This is a genomic window from Novosphingobium olei (genome assembly GCF_012927405.1).
GTDB lineage: Bacteria > Pseudomonadota > Alphaproteobacteria > Sphingomonadales > Sphingomonadaceae > Novosphingobium > Novosphingobium olei.
Genome location: NZ_JABBGM010000001.1, coordinates 188,864 through 207,243 on the forward strand (window position 1 = coordinate 188,864; position 18,380 = coordinate 207,243).

17 protein-coding genes are annotated in these 18,380 nt (G+C 68.9%); 1 reads left to right on the forward strand and 16 read right to left on the reverse strand.

Annotation, left to right across the window (positions count from 1 at the left end; all coding sequences use genetic code 11):
• The 13 genes from HHL27_RS00865 to HHL27_RS00925 form a co-directional block, all read right to left on the reverse strand.
• Nucleotides 1-1,044 carry an LLM class flavin-dependent oxidoreductase gene (locus HHL27_RS00865; RefSeq protein ID WP_169491494.1) on the reverse strand — a complete coding sequence of 348 codons (1,044 nt, stop codon included), beginning with the start codon at nt 1,042-1,044 and terminating at the stop codon, nt 1-3.
• Complete coding sequence (locus HHL27_RS00870; protein WP_169492053.1) at nt 1,044-1,976, reverse strand: ATP-grasp domain-containing protein; 933 nt, start codon at nt 1,974-1,976, stop codon at nt 1,044-1,046. The genes HHL27_RS00865 and HHL27_RS00870 overlap by 1 nt, the downstream gene beginning before the upstream one ends.
• Before the next feature lie 74 nt (nt 1,977-2,050).
• Nucleotides 2,051-2,854 (reverse strand): MetQ/NlpA family ABC transporter substrate-binding protein, encoded by an 804-nt coding sequence (locus HHL27_RS00875; protein WP_169491495.1) that lies wholly within the window; start codon nt 2,852-2,854, stop codon nt 2,051-2,053.
• A gap of 12 nt (nt 2,855-2,866) precedes the next feature.
• Nucleotides 2,867-3,532 (reverse strand): methionine ABC transporter permease, encoded by a 666-nt coding sequence (locus HHL27_RS00880; RefSeq protein WP_169491496.1) that lies wholly within the window; start codon nt 3,530-3,532, stop codon nt 2,867-2,869.
• A complete protein-coding gene (locus tag HHL27_RS00885; RefSeq protein WP_169491497.1) occupies nt 3,529-4,503 on the reverse strand; it encodes a methionine ABC transporter ATP-binding protein in 975 nt (324 codons plus the stop codon). The genes HHL27_RS00880 and HHL27_RS00885 overlap by 4 nt, the downstream gene beginning before the upstream one ends.
• Before the next feature lie 132 nt (nt 4,504-4,635).
• Nucleotides 4,636-5,481, reverse strand: a complete 846-nt coding sequence (locus HHL27_RS00890; protein WP_169491498.1) for a TauD/TfdA dioxygenase family protein — start codon at nt 5,479-5,481, stop codon at nt 4,636-4,638.
• Nucleotides 5,482-5,525: 44 nt separating this feature from the next.
• On the reverse strand, nt 5,526-6,227 hold the full coding sequence (locus HHL27_RS00895; protein WP_169491499.1) for an SDR family NAD(P)-dependent oxidoreductase: 702 nt from the start codon (nt 6,225-6,227) through the stop codon (nt 5,526-5,528).
• Between the two features lie 104 nt (nt 6,228-6,331).
• Nucleotides 6,332-7,708 (reverse strand): LLM class flavin-dependent oxidoreductase, encoded by a 1,377-nt coding sequence (locus tag HHL27_RS00900; protein ID WP_169491500.1) that lies wholly within the window; start codon nt 7,706-7,708, stop codon nt 6,332-6,334.
• Between the two features lie 68 nt (nt 7,709-7,776).
• A complete protein-coding gene (locus tag HHL27_RS00905) occupies nt 7,777-8,577 on the reverse strand; it encodes an SDR family NAD(P)-dependent oxidoreductase (RefSeq protein ID WP_169491501.1) in 801 nt (266 codons plus the stop codon).
• Between the two features lie 25 nt (nt 8,578-8,602).
• Nucleotides 8,603-9,040 carry a DUF6152 family protein gene (locus HHL27_RS00910; RefSeq protein WP_169491502.1) on the reverse strand — a complete coding sequence of 146 codons (438 nt, stop codon included), beginning with the start codon at nt 9,038-9,040 and terminating at the stop codon, nt 8,603-8,605.
• A gap of 8 nt (nt 9,041-9,048) precedes the next feature.
• Nucleotides 9,049-9,903 carry a hypothetical protein gene (locus HHL27_RS00915; protein WP_169491503.1) on the reverse strand — a complete coding sequence of 285 codons (855 nt, stop codon included), beginning with the start codon at nt 9,901-9,903 and terminating at the stop codon, nt 9,049-9,051.
• A gap of 86 nt (nt 9,904-9,989) precedes the next feature.
• Nucleotides 9,990-11,039: an NADP(H)-dependent aldo-keto reductase gene (locus tag HHL27_RS00920; RefSeq protein WP_169491504.1), complete on the reverse strand. Its 1,050-nt coding sequence runs from the start codon at nt 11,037-11,039 to the stop codon at nt 9,990-9,992.
• 79 nt (nt 11,040-11,118) lie between these two features.
• Nucleotides 11,119-13,665, reverse strand: a complete 2,547-nt coding sequence (locus tag HHL27_RS00925; protein WP_240959231.1) for a TonB-dependent receptor plug domain-containing protein — start codon at nt 13,663-13,665, stop codon at nt 11,119-11,121.
• Nucleotides 13,666-13,972: 307 nt separating this feature from the next.
• On the opposite strand from HHL27_RS00925, the gene HHL27_RS00930 reads away from it, so the two are divergent.
• Nucleotides 13,973-14,962 (forward strand): ABC transporter substrate-binding protein, encoded by a 990-nt coding sequence (locus HHL27_RS00930; protein WP_169491505.1) that lies wholly within the window; start codon nt 13,973-13,975, stop codon nt 14,960-14,962.
• On the opposite strand, the gene HHL27_RS00935 is transcribed toward HHL27_RS00930, so the two are convergent.
• The 3 genes from HHL27_RS00935 to HHL27_RS00945 are packed head-to-tail and all read right to left on the reverse strand — an operon-like array spanning nt 14,929 to nt 18,292.
• Entirely contained in the window at nt 14,929-15,309 is a 381-nt protein-coding gene (locus tag HHL27_RS00935; RefSeq protein WP_169491506.1) for a 4Fe-4S dicluster domain-containing protein, read from the reverse strand. The two genes, HHL27_RS00930 and HHL27_RS00935, sit on opposite strands and share 34 nt — an antisense overlap.
• Nucleotides 15,306-16,901, reverse strand: coding sequence for an FAD-binding protein (locus HHL27_RS00940; protein WP_169491507.1), 1,596 nt, complete (start codon nt 16,899-16,901; stop codon nt 15,306-15,308). The genes HHL27_RS00935 and HHL27_RS00940 overlap by 4 nt, the downstream gene beginning before the upstream one ends.
• Nucleotides 16,898-18,292 (reverse strand): LLM class flavin-dependent oxidoreductase, encoded by a 1,395-nt coding sequence (locus HHL27_RS00945; protein WP_169491508.1) that lies wholly within the window; start codon nt 18,290-18,292, stop codon nt 16,898-16,900. Before HHL27_RS00945 ends, HHL27_RS00940 begins: the two co-directional genes overlap by 4 nt.
• Between the last annotated feature and the right edge of the window lie 88 nt (nt 18,293-18,380).

The window sequence follows — 18,380 nt, forward strand, 5'->3', positions numbered from 1 at the left end:
CTAGCGCGCGGCCCCGGCGCGCCACGGGCCGATCACCTCTCGGGCGAAGCGTTCCATCTCCTCGGCCTGGGGGCTCAGCTGCAGCAGCAGCAGGTCGAGCCCCGCGGCCTCGTAATCGGCGATGCGCGCCATGATCTGCGAAGGCGTGCCCACCAGCCCGGCGCGAAGGCCGCGGTTGGAGACGGAATATTCGCGGATCTGCAGCTCGCGCTCCAGCTGCGTGCCCGAAAGCCACTGGTCGAAGTTGTCGTAGCCCGCCGGCGGGTCGCCGCGCAGCGTTGTGATGCGGGCAAGCTCGGCCTCGGCCTCCCGCTCGCTGTCGCGCACGATGGCATAGCCTGCCATGCCGAACGTCATCGGCGGCAGCCCGGCGGCGGTGCGCCGTGCGCGCATGTCGGCGATCTTGGTTGCGATCACTTCGGGCGGATCGCCGTGCATCACGAAGGAATCGCAATCGCGCGCGATCAGCGCCTTGGCCGCCTCGCTCTCGCCGCCGGCATAGAGGCGCGGGCGCGGCCGGGCGAGCGGCTTGGGTTCGCAGATCGCGTCCTCCAGCCGGTAGAACGTGCCCTCGTGGCTGAAGCGCGGCTCGCTCCACAGCCCGTTGACCACGCGCAGCCATTCCGCGGTGCGGGCATAGCGATCGTCGTGCTGGTCGAACTGCAGGCCATACTGGCGCGCCTCGTCCGCCCACCACGACGAGACGACGTTGAGCGTAAGCCGACCGCCCGAAATCCGGTCGATGTTGGCCGCCTGCTTGGCGAACAGGGCGGGGTGGTGGAAGTTGGGGCGGACCGCCACCATCAGTTCGAGCGTCGAGGTTACCGCCGCCAGCGCCGCCGCGGTCGACCAGGCATCGAGCGCGGGCGCTTCGATCCCCTTGATGTCGTTGAGGTTCAGCTCGGCGATCAGCGTCAGGTCCCAGCCCTGCCGCTCCGCCGCCAGGGTTAGGTCGCGGACATAGCTCCAGTCCGCCGCCATGCCCTCGTCGGGCACGTTGCGCAGCCAGCCGCCGAACACCGGCATCCAGAAACCGAAGCGCATCAGGCGGCCTTTCGCGTCTGTTCGATCAGCCCGCGCAGCCACGCGGTCAGCCGGTCGTGGGGGTCCCAGCCGAGCACTTCGTTCGGGTTGGCGACGAAGTTGGACAAGGCGTTGATGTCGTAGAAGCGCGCCGTGCCGTCGCGATCGTCGATCAGGTATTCGACGCCGCCGACGTCGATCCCGGCGGCCTCGACGATCCGCTCCGCCGCCGCCACCAGCGCGAGCGGCGGGTCGGCGCGGGTCATCGTCACCGGTGGCCGGCCGACCGCGCATGCATCGGCCGGGCACAAGTCGAACGTGTCGCCGCTGCTTTCGATATCGAGCGCATAGAGGAACCGGCCGCCCAGCGTTTCGACCCGGGTGATCCGCCCGCCGCGCCTTGGCACGTAGTCCTGCACCAGCGTCACGCCGTTGATCCCTGCGGGCACGGTGCCGTCGGCAATCGCCGCTTCAAGCGCGCCCATGCTGTCATAGCGGACAATCCCCGCGCCCGCGCCGCCGATGTCGGCCTTGACCACCAGGGGGAAGCCGATCGCCGCCGCCGCTGCCGGCAGGTCGGCCCGGGCATGGACGACGCGCGTCGCCGGCGCGGCAAGGCCGAGGCGGTGGATCAGCGCGAGCTGCCGCGCCTTCGATGCATCGGTCGCCAGCGCCCGCCCGCCGTTGATCACCCGCGCGCCGAGCCCCTCCCAATGCGCGAACAGCGCCTGGGCATAGAAGATCGGATGTTCCGCCGCGCGCAGGAAGCTCGACATCGCGATGCGGTTGAACACCACCGGGGCGGGCGGGTGCTGCTCGGCCGGGTCGAAGCCGTGCCCGGTGGCGGGGATCGCGACGTGGGCAATGCCAGCGCGCTCCAGGCTGGCGAACAGCGGCGCGAACCAGGCGGGGTGTTCGTAGAAGACGGCAAGGTCGGGGCTGGCGCTCGGCATGGGGGCTGGCATCGTTACTGGCATGGCATCGGATCTCGGCGCGTTCGCGGGGATTGGCAAGCTGGCCCTTGCGGTCAGAACGCGGGGATCACCGCGCCGCCGTACTTCTTTTCGATGAACGCCTTTACGTCTGCGCTGCGCAGCGCGGCCACCAGCTTCTGCACGCGCGGATCGCTCTTCGCGCTTTCAAGGCCGACGACGTAGTTCACGTAAGGGCTGGTCTTGTCCTCGATCACCAGCGAATCGCGCACCGGGTTGAGCCCCGCGACCAGCGCGTAGTTGGTGTTGATCAGCGCAAGATCGACCTGGTCCAGCACGCGCGGCAGCGTTGCCGCCTCGAGTTCGCGGATCACCAGCTTCTTCGGATTGGCGACGATGTCGCGGGGGGTGGCAAGCGCGCCAGCTTCGGGCTTCAGGGTGATGACGCCCGCCTTGGCCAGCAGCGCCAGCGCGCGCCCGCCGTTGCTGCCTTCGTTGGGGATCGCCACGATCGCGCCCTGCGGCAGCTGGTCGAGCGTCTTCCACTTGCGCGAATAGCCGCCCAGCGGTTCGACGTGGACGCCGGCGATGGTCACCAGCTTCACGCTGCGGTTCTTGTTGAACTCATCGAGATAGGGCTTGGTCTGGAAGTAGTTCCCCGCCACGCGCCCTTCGGCAACCTGCACGTTGGGCTGGACGAAGTCGTTGAGCACGAGGACCTTGAGGTCGACGCCTTCCTTGGCCAGCACCGGCTTGATGTGTTCGAGGATCTCGGCGTGCGGGATCGCGGTGGCGGCCACGGTCAGCGGGCCGTTGGGACTGTCGGCGGCGGGCTTGCTCCCGCAGCCGGAGAGCAAGAGCAGGGCAGGGACGGCAAGAGCGGCAAGACGGCGCAGCATCGGGAGAAACTCCTATCGGCGGCTCAGGCGCCGCACGAGGCGGTCGCCCAGCATTTGCAGGATCTGGACAAGGACGATCATCAGCGCGACGGTCACCACCATCACGTCGGTCTGGAAGCGCTGGTAGCCATAGCGGACCGCCAGATCGCCCAGGCCCCCGGCGCCCACCACGCCGGCCATTGCGGTATAGGACACCAGCGTGATGGCGGTGACCGTGGTGGCGGCGACAAGGCCGGGCAGCGCTTCGGGCAGCAGCGCCCGCAGGACCAGATCGCGGGTGGTGGCGCCCAGCGCCTGCACCGCCTCGATCGTGCCGCGGTCGACTTCGCGCAGCGCCGCTTCGGCCAGCCGGGCGAAGAACGGCGCCGCCCCCGCAACCAGCGGCACGATCGCGCCGGCAACGCCCAGCGATGTGCCGACCAGCGCCAGCGTCACCGGGATCAGCACGATCAGCAGGATGATGAAGGGCAGCGAGCGCATCACGTTGACCGCTGCCGACAGCGCGACGTTGAGCCAGCGGCGCTCCCAAGCCTGGCCGGGCCCGGTCAGGAACAGCGCAAGGCCCAGCGGCAGGCCGATCAGCACGGTGAGGACGAGCGAGACCGAAACCATCACCAGCGTGTCGAGCGTGGCGAGGCCGATGTCGGACCACATGATGTCGGCGAAGAACCCGCTCATGCGCCGATCACTCCCGCCTGTGCCAGCGCGGCGCGCGCGGCCGCGATGTTCCCCGCGGAAAGGCCAAGCGTCAGCTGCGCATAGGGCGTATCGCCCAGGTGGCCGACGCGGCCTTCGAGGATGGCGATCTCGGTGCCGGTTTCGCGCGCGATGCGGCTGATCAGCGGGCCCGCCGCCGCCTCGCCCCGCGCGGTGAAGCGCACGATCTCTCCGGCAAAGCTGTGGCGATAGGACGGTGCGCCGCCCTCTTCGGCAAGCAGCGAGCGGGTTTCGGCATGGCGCGGATCGAGCACCACGTCGACGGTCGCCCCGCTTTCCACGACCTTGCCCGCATGCAGCACCGCCACCCGGCCGCAGACCTGCCGCACGACGTCCATCTCGTGGGTGATGAGCACGATCGTCAGCCCCAGATCGCGGTTGAGCGCGGCGATCAGCGCCAGCACATCGCGGGTGGTTTCGGGGTCGAGCGCGCTCGTCGCCTCGTCGCAGAGCAGCACGTCGGGGCGCGTCGCCAGCGCCCGCGCGATGCCCACGCGCTGCTTCTGCCCGCCCGAAAGCTGGGCGGGGTACTTGTCGGCATGATCGGTCAGCCCGACCATGCCGAGCAGTTCCGCCACCCGCGCCGCCACTTCGCGCGCAGGCGTGCCGGCGATGCGCAGCGGCAGGGCGATGTTCTGCGCGGCGGTGGCCGAAGACAGCAGGCCGAACCCCTGGAAGATCATCCCCACGCGGCGGCGCAGCGCGCGAAGGTCTGCAGGAGCCAGCGCGGCGACGTCGACGCCGTCGAGCGTGACGCGCCCGGCGCTCGGCCGTTCGAGCCCGTTGATCATCCGCACCAGGGTGGACTTGCCCGCGCCCGAACGCCCGATGATGCCGAACACCTCGCCCCGGGCGATGGCAAGGTTCACCCCGTCCAGCGCGGCGCCGCCGGCGCCGGGAAAGCGTTTGTGGACTCCTTCAAGGCGTATCATTCAGGCTCCGACGTCATCGCGTGCGCGATCGCGCGAATCGCATCGCGCAACGTCTAGCCCGACTTGCCCTGATTTATCTACCGAAACGATAGAGTTTTGGCGAAGCTTGCGACGAACGGGGCGGGTCGGCGGTCAGTGCAGCGGTTCGCCCTCGATCGTGATGCGGTGCATTTCGCGGCGCTGGCCGTGGTAGTCGTTGTGCGCGTAGTGCCAGGTCGCGCGGTTGTCCCACAGCGCGACCGAGCCCGGCTGCCAGGTGAATGTGCTGTGGTAGGCGGGGTTTTGGCAGTGGGCGAAGACTTCCGCGATCAGCGCGTCGGATTCGGCATCCGACAGGCCGAGGATGCGGGTGGTGAAGCCAGGGTTGATGTAGATCGCGCGCTTGCCGCTGAGCGGATGGGTGATGATCGCGGGATGGATGACGTCCTCCAGCACGTCGGCGGCCGAGGCGTTGCCGATGCGCCCGGCGCGGGTATCGCTGGCGGCGGCATAGGCGCTGGCCTTGCTGCCGAACACGTGGCGGGCCGAATGCACCGCGCGGGCATTGTCCAGCCGCTGGCGCAGCGATCCGGGCAAGCCTTCGTAGGCCGCGTACATCGACGCGAAGCTGGTGGCGCCGCCGCTCTGCGGCAGTTCGCGCGCGACGAGGATCGAGCCAAGCGCCGGGATGGCGTCGTAGGAATGGTCGGTGTGCCAGCCGCCGCCGATGTTGTCGCGATGGTGCGGTTCCTTGATCACCAGCGCGATTTCCGGGTGGGCGGGGTGCGCGGCGAAGAAGCGGTTGGTGTTGATCGGCCCGATCCGGCGGGCAAAGGCGATGTGCTGCTCTTCGCTGATCTGCTGGTCGCGGAAGAACACCACGCCGTGTTCGGCAAAGACGCAGCGGACCTGCGCCAGCGCCTCGTCATCGATCGCAGCCAGGTCCAGCCCCAGGATTTCCGCACCCACGCGCCCGTGCGGGCGAACTTCAATGGCCATGTCCTTACCCCCCATCCGATCCCGTCCCGTCCGATCCTGGCCCGTCAGAACACCTCGACATAGGGCCGCAGTTCGACTTCCCATGTCCACGCGCTGCGCGGCTGGGCCAGCACCGCCAGATAAGTCTGTGCAATCGCGTCCGGGTCAAGCGTGCTGTCGGGCGCGGTGGCCGGATCGGGCCGTTCGGCGCTCCTGACCGCGCCGTCGATCACGAAATGCGCGACATGGACGCCCTTGGGCGCCAGCTCGCGCGCGGCGCTCTGGGCAAGGCCGCGCAGTCCGAACTTGCCGATGGCGAAGGCGGCCGAATTGGCAAAGCCCTTCACGCTCGCGGTGGCGCCGGTCAGCAGGATCGCCCCGCGGGCGAGCGGGACCAGCCGCTTGGCGGCCTGCTGCGCGACGAGGAAGCCGCCATAGGCCGAGACTTCCAGCACGCGCCGCACGGTCTCGGGATCGAGCGCCTCGAGCGGGCCGCGCAACCGTCCGGCGGCGTTGTAGAGCACCACTTCGGGCAGGCCGATCGCGTCCTGCGCATCCTTGAACAGCTGGCTGACCGCTGCCGGGCTGCTCGCATCCACCTCGAACGTGGCCGCGCCGGTTTCGGCAGCAAGGTCGCGCAGCTTGTCGGGATTGCGCGCGGCGAGCGCGAGGCGGTAGCCTTGTCCAGCCAGCGCGCGGGCGACCGAGGCGCTGATGCCCGGGCCGCTGCCCACGATCAGGGCGGTCTTGTTGACGATCTCGGCCATGGCTCGCGCTCCTCATCCACGCACTTCGGGGAAACTGCGCCCGTGTCTAACAGGCGCCGTGCCGGTGCGGTTATGACGAGTTGCAATGCGCGGTTGGATTATCGTCAACCCGCCGGCTGGTCGCCCGCCGCTTCGCTCTCGACCTCGCGTGCCGCCTTGGCGAAGAACCGGTTTTCCGGGCGCGGCAGGCCGAGATGGTCGCGCAGCGTGGTGCCTTCGTAGTCCTTGCGGAAGATGCCCCGTCGCTGCAGCTCGGGCACGACTTGCGTGGCAAAGTCGTCGAGCCCGCCCGGCAGCCACGGGAACATCACGTTGAACCCGTCCGAGGCGCGCTCGTCGAGCCAGGCTTCCATTTCGTCGGCGATCGTCTTTGCCGTGCCGACGAAGGCGAGCCCGGCATAGCTGCCCGCGCGCGCCGCGAGCTGGCGGATGGTGAGGTTCTCGCGGCGGGCCAGCGCCACCGTACGGTCGCGCGCGCTCTTGCTGGCGTTGCTTTCGGGGATGTCGGGCAGAGGGCCGTCGGGATCGAAGCCCGAAACGTCGTAATCGAGCATGATGTTGAGCGAGCGGATGCCGCTGTCGTAGTGGACCAGGCTGTCGAGATGCGCGCGCTTGGCGCGGGCTTCTTCCACCGTTTCGCCCACCACGACGAAGGCGGCGGGCAGGATCTTGAGGTGGTCGGGATCGCGGCCCACCACCGCCATGCGTCCCTTGACGTCGGCATAGAAGGCCTTGCCGCCTTCGCGCGTGGCTTCCGATCCGAAGATCACTTCGGCGGTTTCGGCGGCGAGCTGGCGCCCGGCGTCCGATGCGCCCGCCTGCACGATCACCGGCCAGCCCTGGACCGGCCGGCCGATGTTGAGCGGGCCGCGCACCGACAGGTGTTCGCCTTCGTGGCCCAGCACGTGCAGCTTGTCGGGATCGAAGAACAGCCCCTGTTCGACATCGCGGACGAAGGCATCGTCGGCCCAGCTGTCCCACAGGCCGGTGACCACGTCGTAGAATTCGCGCGCGCGGGCATAGCGCGTGGCGTGGGCAAGATGCTGGTCGCTGCCGAAGTTGAACGAGGTTTCGGGATTGCCGGTGGTGACGATGTTCCACCCGGCGCGCCCGGCGCTGATGTGGTCGAGCGAGGCGAAGCGCCGGGCGATGTGGTAGGGTTCGTCGTAGGTGGTCGATGCGGTGGCGACGAGGCCGATCCGCTCCGTCACCATCGCCAGCGCGGACAGCAGCGTGAACGGTTCGAACGAGGTGACCGTGTGGCTGCGCTTGAGCGCCTCGATCGGCATGTTCAGCACGGCGAGGTGGTCGGCCATGAAGAAGGCATCGAACTTGGCCGCTTCGAGCGTGCGGGCAAGCCGGGTGATGTGCGCAAGGTTGAAGTTGGCGTCGGGCCACGCCCCCGGGTAGCGCCACGCGCCGGTGTGGATCGAGACGGGGCGCATGAAGGCGCCGAGATGCAGCTGGCGGGTCTGGCTCATGGGCTTTCAGATGTCCCCTGGCGGCGCGGGTTTAAAGGGGCCGCCCTGTTCTCGGTGGTGGCCTGCGCTCAATAATGAATCGTGCGCGCCGTGCCGCCGCCCGCGGCGATGGCATCGCCGGTGATGGCATCGCTGCGTGGCGAGGCGAGGAAGGCGACGATCGCGCCGATTTCGTCGGCATCGACGATCCGCCCGATCAGGTTGCCGCCGAACAGCGCGCGTTCGGCCTCGGCTTCGGACAGGCCATCGGCCGCCGCGCGCGCGGCGACCAGCGCGGCGGTCTTTTCGGTGCGCGTGGCGCCGGGGTGGACCACGGTGACGTTGACGCCCTGCGGCCCCAGTTCGTCGGCCAGCGCCTTGGTCAGCGCGGCGACGGCCACGTTGCGCGTCGATCCCGGGATCGTGGTGGTGACGCGCGCGGCAAGCCCGCTGATGTTGATGATCCGGCCCCAGCCGTTGGCCACCAGGTGCGGCGCCGCGGCGCGCGCGGTGCGCAGGTAGCCCACGAGCTTGGTATCGAGTTCGTCGAGCAGCACCTGCGATTCGACCCCGGCGACGCCCGGAACCTTACCCGGAAGGCCGGGACGCGCGGCGTTGTTGACCAGGATGTCGAGCCCGCCGAGCCGCGCCACCGCATCGGCGACCAGCGCATCGACCGCCTCGTCGCTGCGCGTATCGGCGATCAGCGCGTGGACTTCGCCGCCGGTTTCGGCGGCCAGCGCCCGCGCCGCCGCCTCTGCCGCATCGGCATCGCGCCCGGAAATGGCCACGCGCACGCCTTCGTGCAGCAGGGCGCGGGCAATGGCACGGCCGATGCCCTTGCTGCCGCCGGTGACGAGCGCGCGCTTGCCTTCGAGCTTCAGATCCATGGTGCGATAATCCTCTCTCGTCCGCTCAGTGCCCTGCGGCGGCGTTCTTTTCGATGTCGATCAGGCGGGCCTGCAGCACTTGCCCGGTATCGAGCAGGGTCAGCTTGCGGAAACCGCCGCCGTGCTGGCCATCGCGCAGCGGGTTGATCTCCACCGCCACGCGGTCGCCGGGCTTCAGCGACTTGCGGCTCCAGCCGAGCCGGGTGAGGTTGCCCGGGCTGGTCAGTTCCACCGCCCAAACTCCGCCGCCGTTGCCGGGCGCCGCGACATCGAGCAGCAGCGCGACGTGCGGGTTGACCCAGCGGTATTCCTTCACGCGGCCCTGCAGCGTCACCACCTTGGCCGGATCGAACATGGCAAAGCTGTGATGGGCCTGCGCCGCGCCGGCAAGGCCAATCGTGGCGGTGGCTGTGGCTGTGGCGGCGGCGAGGGCGAAAGCGGCGGCGCGGATCGTGCGGGTCATGGCTCGGCTCACTTGGTTGGAGGTGGCAGAATGTTGCCGTCCTGCTGGTGGGTCGGAACGTAGGTCCGGTTGCCCCACTTGTCGGTGCCTTCCTCGAAATCGCCCTGGCGGCACACGCCTTCGACGATTTCGTAGCTGCGCTTGCGGTTGCGGTGGAAGATGCGGCGGGTTTCCCATGGACGGGTCAGGATCTGCGGCGCCTCGATCACCAGGTCGTGCACCAGCGTATCGGGATCGATCAGGTGGATGCGTTCGTGCACCGCGGCCCCTTCACCCAGCGGAATGCCCACCGCTTCGCTGATCGCGAGGTAGACCTGGGGCAGGATGCCGCGCGTTTCCACCACCAGCGTATCGCCTTCCCAGTGGCCGACCGACGTGCCGTGGAACGTCGGGTCGGGATCATCGGGCAGCTTGCGCCCGTCGGTCCAGATCCGGCGCAGGCGGTTGCCGTCGGATTCGCCGAGCAGCGTCACCCGTCCGGGCGAGAACAGGAATTCGTTGGCGTTGTGGGTGATCAGGATCAAGCTGGGCATGCCGTGCGGCAGGCAATCGAGCAGCAGGCCGCGCGGGCGGCCCTCCTTTTCCTCGCTGGTCCAGAAATCGACCTGCGCCTGCACCGCGGCCTTCCACGGCACGGGGTTGGTGGTGATCTGCCGGACCTGGTCGGAAATGTCGGGGAGCCACGTCCCGCTCCAGTCGGGCAGCTTGCCCAGCGCGGCCCAGTCGGCGGCGGTCGGCGCGGGATCGACGACATCGGGCGGCGGAGTCTGCGCGGCGGCGGGCCCGGCAAGGCCGAGCGTTGCGTGAAGCAGCGCGCCGGCCAGCAAGGCCGTCCGCGCCCGAGTTCCATGCCGTGTGTTCATCACGCAGGACCTACCGGGCGCGGGCGGCGATCGAAAATCCAGTTATTCTCGATTGGTCTTGATCATTTCTCGCTGGAATGCGCCGATCAGGGGCAGGGGTCGGGAATTTCCCGGTGCACCGCCTCGATCGCGGCCAGCGCTTCGGGCGGCAGCGTCACGTCGATGCTGGCGATATCGACCCGCAGCTGGTCGAGCGAAGTGGCGCCGATGATGTTCGCGGTCACGAACGGGCGCGAATTGACGAAAGCCAAAGCGAGCGTCGCGGGATCGAGCCCGAAGGCCTGCGCGATCGCGACATAGCGCGCCGCGGCCGGGACCTGGCCCGCGCTGTCGTAGCGGACGAACTGGTTGGCCACCGAACGGCGCGAACCGGCCGGGATCACGCCGCCGAGGTACTTGCCGGTCAGGTTGCCGCCCGCTAGCGGCGAATAGGCGAGCAGGCTGACGTCCTCACGCAGAGAGAATTCCGACAGGCCAATCTCGTACACGCGGTTGAGCAGGCTGTAGGCGTTCTGGATCGAGGCGATGCGCGGTAGGCCGCCTTCGCGCGACAGGCGCAGGTATTCCGAAACGCCCCAGGGGGTTTCGTTGGAGACGCCCACGTGGCGCACCTTGCCCGCCTTGACCAGGCCGGCCAGCGCATCGAGCGTCGCTTCGATCGGGGTGGTATCGGGCTTGTCGCTGAGCGCGGTCAGCCCGCGTCCGCCGAATGCCGGCACCGGCCGTTCGGGCCAGTGCACCTGGTAGAGATCGATGTAGTCGGTCTGCAGCCGCCGCAGGCTGTCATCCACCGCCGCTTCGATGTTGGCGCGGTCGAGCTTGTTGTCGCCGCCGCGGAACTTGCGCACCGGATCGCGCACCGGGCCGGCCACCTTGGTCGCCAGAACGAAGTCGTCACGCTTGCCGCGCCGAGCGATCCAGCTGCCGATGTATTCCTCGGTCCTGCCCTGGGTTTCGGCCGAGACCGGCGTCACCGGGTAGCCTTCGGCGGTGTCGATGAAGTTGACCCCCTGGCCCAGCGCGTAATCGAGCTGTTCGTGCGCTTCGGCTTCGGTGTTCTGCGAACCCCAGGTCATCGTGCCGAGGCAGATGACGCTTACGTCGAGGCCGGTGCGACCCAGCTTGCGATATTCCATGGCTTATCCTTGAAAAAGGCCCCCCGGGCAGGACCTTGCCGCCTGCCCGGGGGGCTGTAAACCCGCGATTGCGTGGCCTTTAGAAGGTCACGCCGATGCGGCCGTAGTAGTAGCCCCCGCTGGGCGCGAAGGGCGAAGGGCCATAGACGAAGCCCGAAGAACCGGTGTTGGGATCGCCCAGTTCGGGATAGGCATCCGGGCGCACGTTGAACACGTTCGACGCGCCCACCGACAGCCGCGCGAAGCGGGTGACGTCGACGCTCAGCTCAACGTCGGTGATCCACTTGGCGCCATAGACGCGGTCCTGGCTGGTCAGCTGCGAGCGCCAGTAGGTGAGCTTGCCATAGCGGGTGGTCTGCACATTGAGTTCGACCGGCGCGAGCTTCCAGTTCGCCGCGATCACCGCCTTGGTCTTGGGATTGCCGACCGAAAGTTCGCCCTGGCGATCGCGCCCGAAGAACACGAAGCCGGTGCTCAGCGTGCCAAGCGGGGCCGGCGGCGCGGCCAGCTTCTGGATCTTCGTCTCGTTGTAGTTGAACGAGGCCGACAGGTTCACCTTGCCCAGGTTGCCGAAATCGTGGCCCGCCTGGAACACCGCGTCGACGCCCCGGCTGCGGGTGTCGAGCGCGTTGGTGAAGAAGGTGACGAACTCGGTCCCGGTATAGCCGTTGGCCTTGAGCGCGGCGGTGACGTTCGCGCCGGCAAGGTTGCTGGTGCGGATGATGCGGTTCTTCACGGTGACCTGGTAGGCATCGACCGTCAGCGAGATCGCGGGGGTGATTTCCCACACCCCGCCGAACCCGAAGTTGACCGACTTTTCGGGCTTGAGGTCGCTGGCGCCGAGCGCGCGGGCGAGCGGCGAGGTGTTGAGCGCCAGCACCGAGAGCGAGGGCACGATCACGCCGCCGACGATCGCGGTGCGGTTGTCTGTCTGGGCATAGCCGATCTGCGACAGCGACGGTGCGCGAAAGCCCGTACCGACCGTGCCGCGCAGCGCGAAGCGGTCGGTGATCTCGAAGCGGGTGTTGAACTTGCCGCCCACCGTGGTGCCGGCCGCATCGCTGTAGTGTTCAAGCCGGCCCGCCGCACCGATGTACCACCGCTCCAGCGGATAGATGCCGAGATCGAGGTAGCCGGCCACCACGGTGCGGCTGATGTCGGCCTGTTCCGACGGGCGGATGGTGAACGAGGACTGCGCCCCGACCAGCGCCAGCTGGCCGACGTTGGGATCGTCGAACTGGTCACCCGCCTTGTAGACGTATCCGCCGTTGCGGTAGCCGTCGGGATCGCCCGCCAGCGTCTTGAAGTGATCGCGCCGCACTTCGGCGCCGATCGAGACCTGCAGCGGCTTGGCAAGGCCCACCTCGATGCCCTTGGTCAGGTCGGCATTGGTGGTCCACTGGTCGAAGATGTAGGTGGCGAGATTGTCGAAGTGCGTCGGCCCGGTGGGGCCGAGCGAGGGGTTGAGCGTCAGTTCGCTCGAATGGTGGGCGCGGTGCCGGCCGTAAGAGGTCGACAGGTCCCACTTCCAGCCGCCGACATCGCCATCGGCGCCGGCCACCACCTGCCAGTCGTTTTCCGCGATGTTGTTGACCGGATGGTAGCCGTTGGGGAACAGCACGTCGAAGCTTGCCCGGCTGTTGGCGCGGCGAACGTTGTTGCCCGCCGCGCTTTCGCGGTGGCCGAAGGTGCCGAACGAATAGATCGAGGTGGTGTCCGAGATCGGCAAGCGCGCGTTGTAGGCAAGGTTGAAGGCGTTGATCTTGGGATCACCGTTGTGCGCGCCGTCGCGGTTCCAGGTGGCGTTCTTGGCCTGCGCCGCGGCGCTCGGCTTGGTGGTGGAGCCGTAGAAGTTGGGGTTGGTGGCCGGGAAGTTCCACCAGGCCTGGCCCCGGTGGCGCACGTCGCCGCTGATGTGCAGGAAGCCGCCGTCGTTGCCGAGCTTGAAGCCGGCATCGGCCTGCGCCTTCCAGCTGGGCAGGCTGCCGCTGCCGCCATAGAGGCTGCCCCAGGTGAAGTTCGAATTGAAACCGTGGTCGCTGTCGCGCAGCTTGACGTTGACCACACCGGCAACCGCATCGGACCCGTATTGCGCGGCGGCGCTGTCCTTGAGCACTTCGATCGAATTGACCAGGCTCGACGGGATCAGGTCGAAGTCGACCGGGTTGACGCCGCTGTTGTCGCCGGAGCCGGCGGCGATCGTCGCGCCGTTGTGGCGGCGCTTCCCGTTGACCAGCACCAGCGTGTAGGCGGGGCCAAGCCCGCGGTTGGTGACCGGGCGCAGGATCGAGGTGACGCCGGCCTGGTTGGTGACGAAGTTGAACGAAGGCAGCAGCTTGGTCAGCGCCTCGCCGAATTCGGCGCGGCCGATCGAGGTGACCTGATCGCCGGTGAGCACGTCGATCGGGGCCGGGCTCTTGGTGATCGAGCGCAGTTCCACCCCGCGCAGGCCGGTGACGACGATCGGCGCGCCATCGCCGGTTTCGGCGGCGTCTGCCGCCACTGCCGGTGCCACGGCTTCTGCGCCTGCCTCCGCCAATGCCTCGGCAGCGCGCGCGCCCGATGCCATGCCCAGCGCGCCGAGCGCGACGCTGGCCAGGACGATGAATTTGCGATTGGTGTTCATTGTTTCCCCCACGGATAAGTCGGGGGCCCATGCCGGGATGACGCCTTGCGCAAAAATTGCGGATGCTCATGCCCATATCATCGGGGCTGAACTGTGCTCGAACGGGCCTGAAAACGCGTCGATTTTCGCGCAGTTGAATATTTGCGCGGGATCTATTGGGGATGCTGATCGGGGGGATTGTCCCGACGCAAGGCAAGCTTCGGGTGCCGATGCAGATGCCGGGATCATCGGTCGTATTGGCAAATCTCAAGCCTGCAGCGGGGTTTTCATTGGCGGCATGCGGCTGCCTTCAATAGCGCCCACGGGAATGGAACACCTCGCAAAGAATTCGCCCCGATCCTTCGCAGATCGCCGCGGCTTCCTGGCAGGCGCGCTGGCCGGCGTGGTGGCGCTGCCGCTGCTGGCGGCCTGTGGCAGGCCGGGCGCCAAGGGGCTCGTGCTGGGCGATCAGGTCCACCTGATGCAGGCCAAGCTCGACGCGGCCGACGCGCTGCAGGGCGCCCCCTACCGCGTCACCTGGGCCAGTTTCCCCGGCGCTGCGCCCCTGCTCGAGGCACTCAACGCCGGGGCGGTCGATACCGCGCCGGCCGGGGACCTGCCGGTGGTGCTCGCCATTGCCGCCGGGTGCCGGCTCAAGATCGTGGCGGTGACCAAGAGCGCGCCCGAAAGCATGGCGGTGATCGTTCCGGGCGGTTCGCCCGTGCGCTCGGTCGCCGATCTTGCCGGGCGGCAGGTGATCGTGTCGAGCGCGCGCGGCAGCATCGCGCACTACCTGCTGCTCGAAGCCCTGCGCGAAGCCGACGTGCCGCTCGATCGGGTGAAGATCGGCTTCATGCTGCCGACCGAAGCCGCCGCCGCCTTTGCCAGCGGCCAGATCGAGGCCTGGGCCACGTTCGGGATCTTCCAGGCCAAGGCCGAGGCGGCGGGCGCGCGCATCCTGCGCGATGGGCGCGGCATCGGCCCCGGCTACACGCTGATCACCGCGTCGGACGCCGCGTTGGCGGACCCGGCCAAGCGCGCGGCCCTGCGCGACGTGCTTGGCCGCATGCGCCAGGCCAATCGCTGGTGCCGGGCCAATCCGGCGCGCTACGCCGAAATCTATGCCCGGCAGACCGGGGTCGACATCGCCATCGCGCGCAAGATGGTGGCGCGAGAACGGCCCGACCTGTTCGCGCCGGACGACGCATGCCTTTCCGCCGTCCAGCGCGCCGCCGACCGCTTTGCCGAATACGGCATGCTGCCGCGCCGCGTGCGCGTGGCCGATTACCTCGCCTCGGACGTCCTGCCCGCGGCATAGCGGCGCGCGGCGATCTCGCTGCCTTCGCGCAGCAGCGGGCCGAGCAGGCGATAATCGTCGAGCTGCCCGCCATCGAGCGGGGCGTTCCAGCCGTGGTCGCGGCGGACCTGGCCGAGCTGGCCCGATGCGAGCAGCACCGGTTCGGCGGGGGCAGTGGCGTCGTCTTCGCCCGGCGCGACCCAGATGGCATCGGCTTCGCAGGCAAGTTCGCACAAATAGCACGTCTGGCAGGCATCGAGCCGCGCGATCAGCGGCACTTTCGCAGCGGGTTCCAGCACGCGCGTGGGGCAGGCGCCGACGCAGGCGTTGCAGCCGGTGCAGCGCGCTTCGACGATGGCCGCGATCATGCCGCCACCGGCTGGGGTTCGCGCGGCTGCACCGGCGCTTCGGCGATCACTTCGACCTGCGACAGCCCGCGCGCCAGCAGGCGATGGCCGAGCGCGCCATCCTTGTCCGGCCGGTCCGCCCGCACGGCAAGCCCGCGCGTTTCGTCCCGCGCCAGCGCCGCGGCATTGCACCAGCGCGCGGTAGCGGCCATCGCGGCAATTTCACGCAGTTCGACAAGATCGCGCCCTTCGCCGCTGGCGTGATCGGCGACTTCGGTCCAGACCGATTCCAGATCGTGGCCCGCGCTTTCCAGCGTTTCGCGCGTGCGCCAGAAGGCGCGGTCGTAGGACAGCACGCGATCGCGCACCGTGGAAATCGCGCCGGCGCGATCGATCGCGCGGGTACCGCGGCGGGGATGGAAGCCCGCCCGGCCAAGCCCGCGCACCGCCGCCGGACGCTGGCGCCCGATGATCGCCTCGCCTGCGGCAGCTTCGCCTGCGATCAGCCCCGAGGACAGCGCCCAGGCGGAGTTGACCGCGCCACCGCCACTGCTGGCCCCGGCGACCAGTTCGCGCGTCGCGGCATCGCCGGCGGCAAACAGGCCGGGCACTTCGGTGCGGCAATCCCGATCGACGATGCGGATGCCGCCGGTGCCCCGGATCGTCCCTTCGCCATAAAGGCGCACGGCAAAGCGCTGGCGGAACAGGTCGATGCCCCGGCGATCGAAGGCGGCGGCGGTCAGCGGCTGGATGCGGCGCAGCAGCCCTTCGAGCACCGGCGGCGCATCCGACAGGTCTGCCAGCACCGGCCCTTCGAGCATGGCCCGGCCCAGCGCTTGCAGGTGTGAATGGCCCGCATCGGGTGGCGGGATGTCGAGCTCGCGGCCGGCCTCGTCGAAGAAGCGCGCGGCGAAGTAGGGCAGCGTCCGGGTCGAGGCCCAGGCGGGCGAGAGCGAGTAGGAGATCGAGAACTCCATGCCCGAAAGGCTGGCGCCCGCTTCGGCCGCCATCAGGTAGCCATCGCCGGTCTGGGTGTGGCTGCCGATCAGGCCCGAGCGGAAGGCACAGCCGCCGGTGGCAAGGATCGTCGCGCCGCTGCGGATCTCGATCACGTCGCCGCTGGCGAGGGCCACTGCGTGGACGCCGGCAATGCGTCCGTCCTCGTCGCGCAGCAGTTCGATCGCGGGATGGTGGTCAAGGATCGTGACGCCGTGGGCGATCGCCAGCTTGCGCAGCGCGCGCATGTATTCGGGGCCGCGCACGCCCTGAACATAGGGGCCGCCCGCGCCATTGCTGCCAAAGGGATAGAACGGAGCGATTTCGGGCAGGTGCCGCCAGGTGAGGTCGAGGATGCGCTCCATCCACGCGCGCTCGGCCAGTCCTTGCGCCTTGTCCATCTGGCGGGCGATGGCGGCTTCGCGCGCGGCGCGGTCTGGCGGCACCCACCAGTGGCCGGGGCCACCGGTGGCGGTCACCCCGCTGGTGCCCATCGCGCCCTTGTCGATGACGATCACCGACACGCCCTGGCGCGCGGCGCCGATCGCCGCCCAGGCCGCAGCCATGCCGCCACCGACGACGAGGACGTCCGCGCGCAGGAACGAGCTTGCGATCATTCGGCGGGTTCGGCCAGTTCCGGTTCGGCCTGTTCGGCCCCTTCGGCCGATACCGGCTGGGTGGCCGCAATAGCCTGCGCCGGTGCGTGGCGGTGCGCCGGCACCGGCAGGCCGAGGTGATCGCGCAAGGTGCGGCCTTCGTATTCGGTGCGGAACAGCCCGCGCTGCTGCAGGATGGGCACGACGCGTTCGCGGAACAGCTTGAAGTCGGCAGGCCGCGTCACGCGCAGGTTGAAGCCATCGGCGGCGCGGCCGGTGAACCAGCGCTCGATCTCGTCGGCGATGGTTTCGGGCGATCCGACGAAGCCCGACTTCCACTGGCCCAGCTTGTAGGCGGCTTCACGCAGGGTGTAGCCTTCCCGCTTGGCCGTGGCGATGATCCGTTCGGCCTGGCCCTTGTAGCTGTTGAGCGTGACCCCGGTCAGGTCGGGGAAGGGCGCGTCGAGGTCGTACTGGCGGAAATCGTGGTAGTTGAACGCGCGGCCCAGCTGGACGAGCAGCTTGTCGATATCGAGCGCCTCGTGCTGGGCGCGGGCGATGGCCTGGGCTTCCTCGTCGGTTTCGGCGATGATCGGGAAAAGCCCGGGCAGGACCTTGATCTGGTCGGGATCGCGGCCCAGCGCGGCGGCGCGCGCCTTCAGATCGGCATAGTAGCGCTGGCCGTCCTCGAAGCTTTGTGAGGCGGCGAACGTGGCTTCGGCGATCGCCGCGCCAAGGTCGCGCCCTTCGCTGCTGTCGCCTGCCTGGAAGATGACTGGCTGCCCTTGAGGCGAGCGGCTGAGCGCGAGCGGACCCGCCACCGAGAAGTGCTTGCCCTTGTGGTCGAGCCGGTGCTGCTTGCCCTTGTCGAGAAACACCCCGGCCGCCTTGTCACGCGGGAAGGCATCGTCCTCGTAGCTGTCCCACAGCCCCTGCACCACGCGCACGAATTCGTGCGCGCGCTCGTAGCGGTCGGCATGGAGGAAGTTTTCTTCGCGGCCATAGTTGCGCGCCGCGCCTTCCAGGCCGGTGGTGACGACGTTCCAGCCGGCGCGGCCGCGGCTGATGTGATCGAGCGAGCCGAACTGGCGCGCCACGTTGTAGGGCTCCCAGTACGAGGTGGTGAGCGTGCCGACGAGGCCGATGCGGCTGGTCTGCGTGGCGATCGCCGAAAGCAGCGTCAGCGGTTCGAGCCGGTTGAGGAAGTGGGGCGCGGTATCGGGCGTGATGAACGGGGAATCGACGATGAACACCAGGTCGAACTTGGCCGCTTCGGCCGCCCGCGCGTTTTCGACGTACCAGTCGATGTCGATGCTGGCATCGCCCGGAAGGTCGGGATCGCGCCACGATTGCTGGTCGGTGCCGACGCCTTCGAGAATGGCGCCAAGGTGAAGCTGGCGTTGCGCGGACATGACGCTCTCCTGATCCTGCTGTCGCGACGCAGGGTAGAAGCGCAAGCAGGCGCCAGCGAACGAGCTTCGCTGATAGCCTTATTGATTG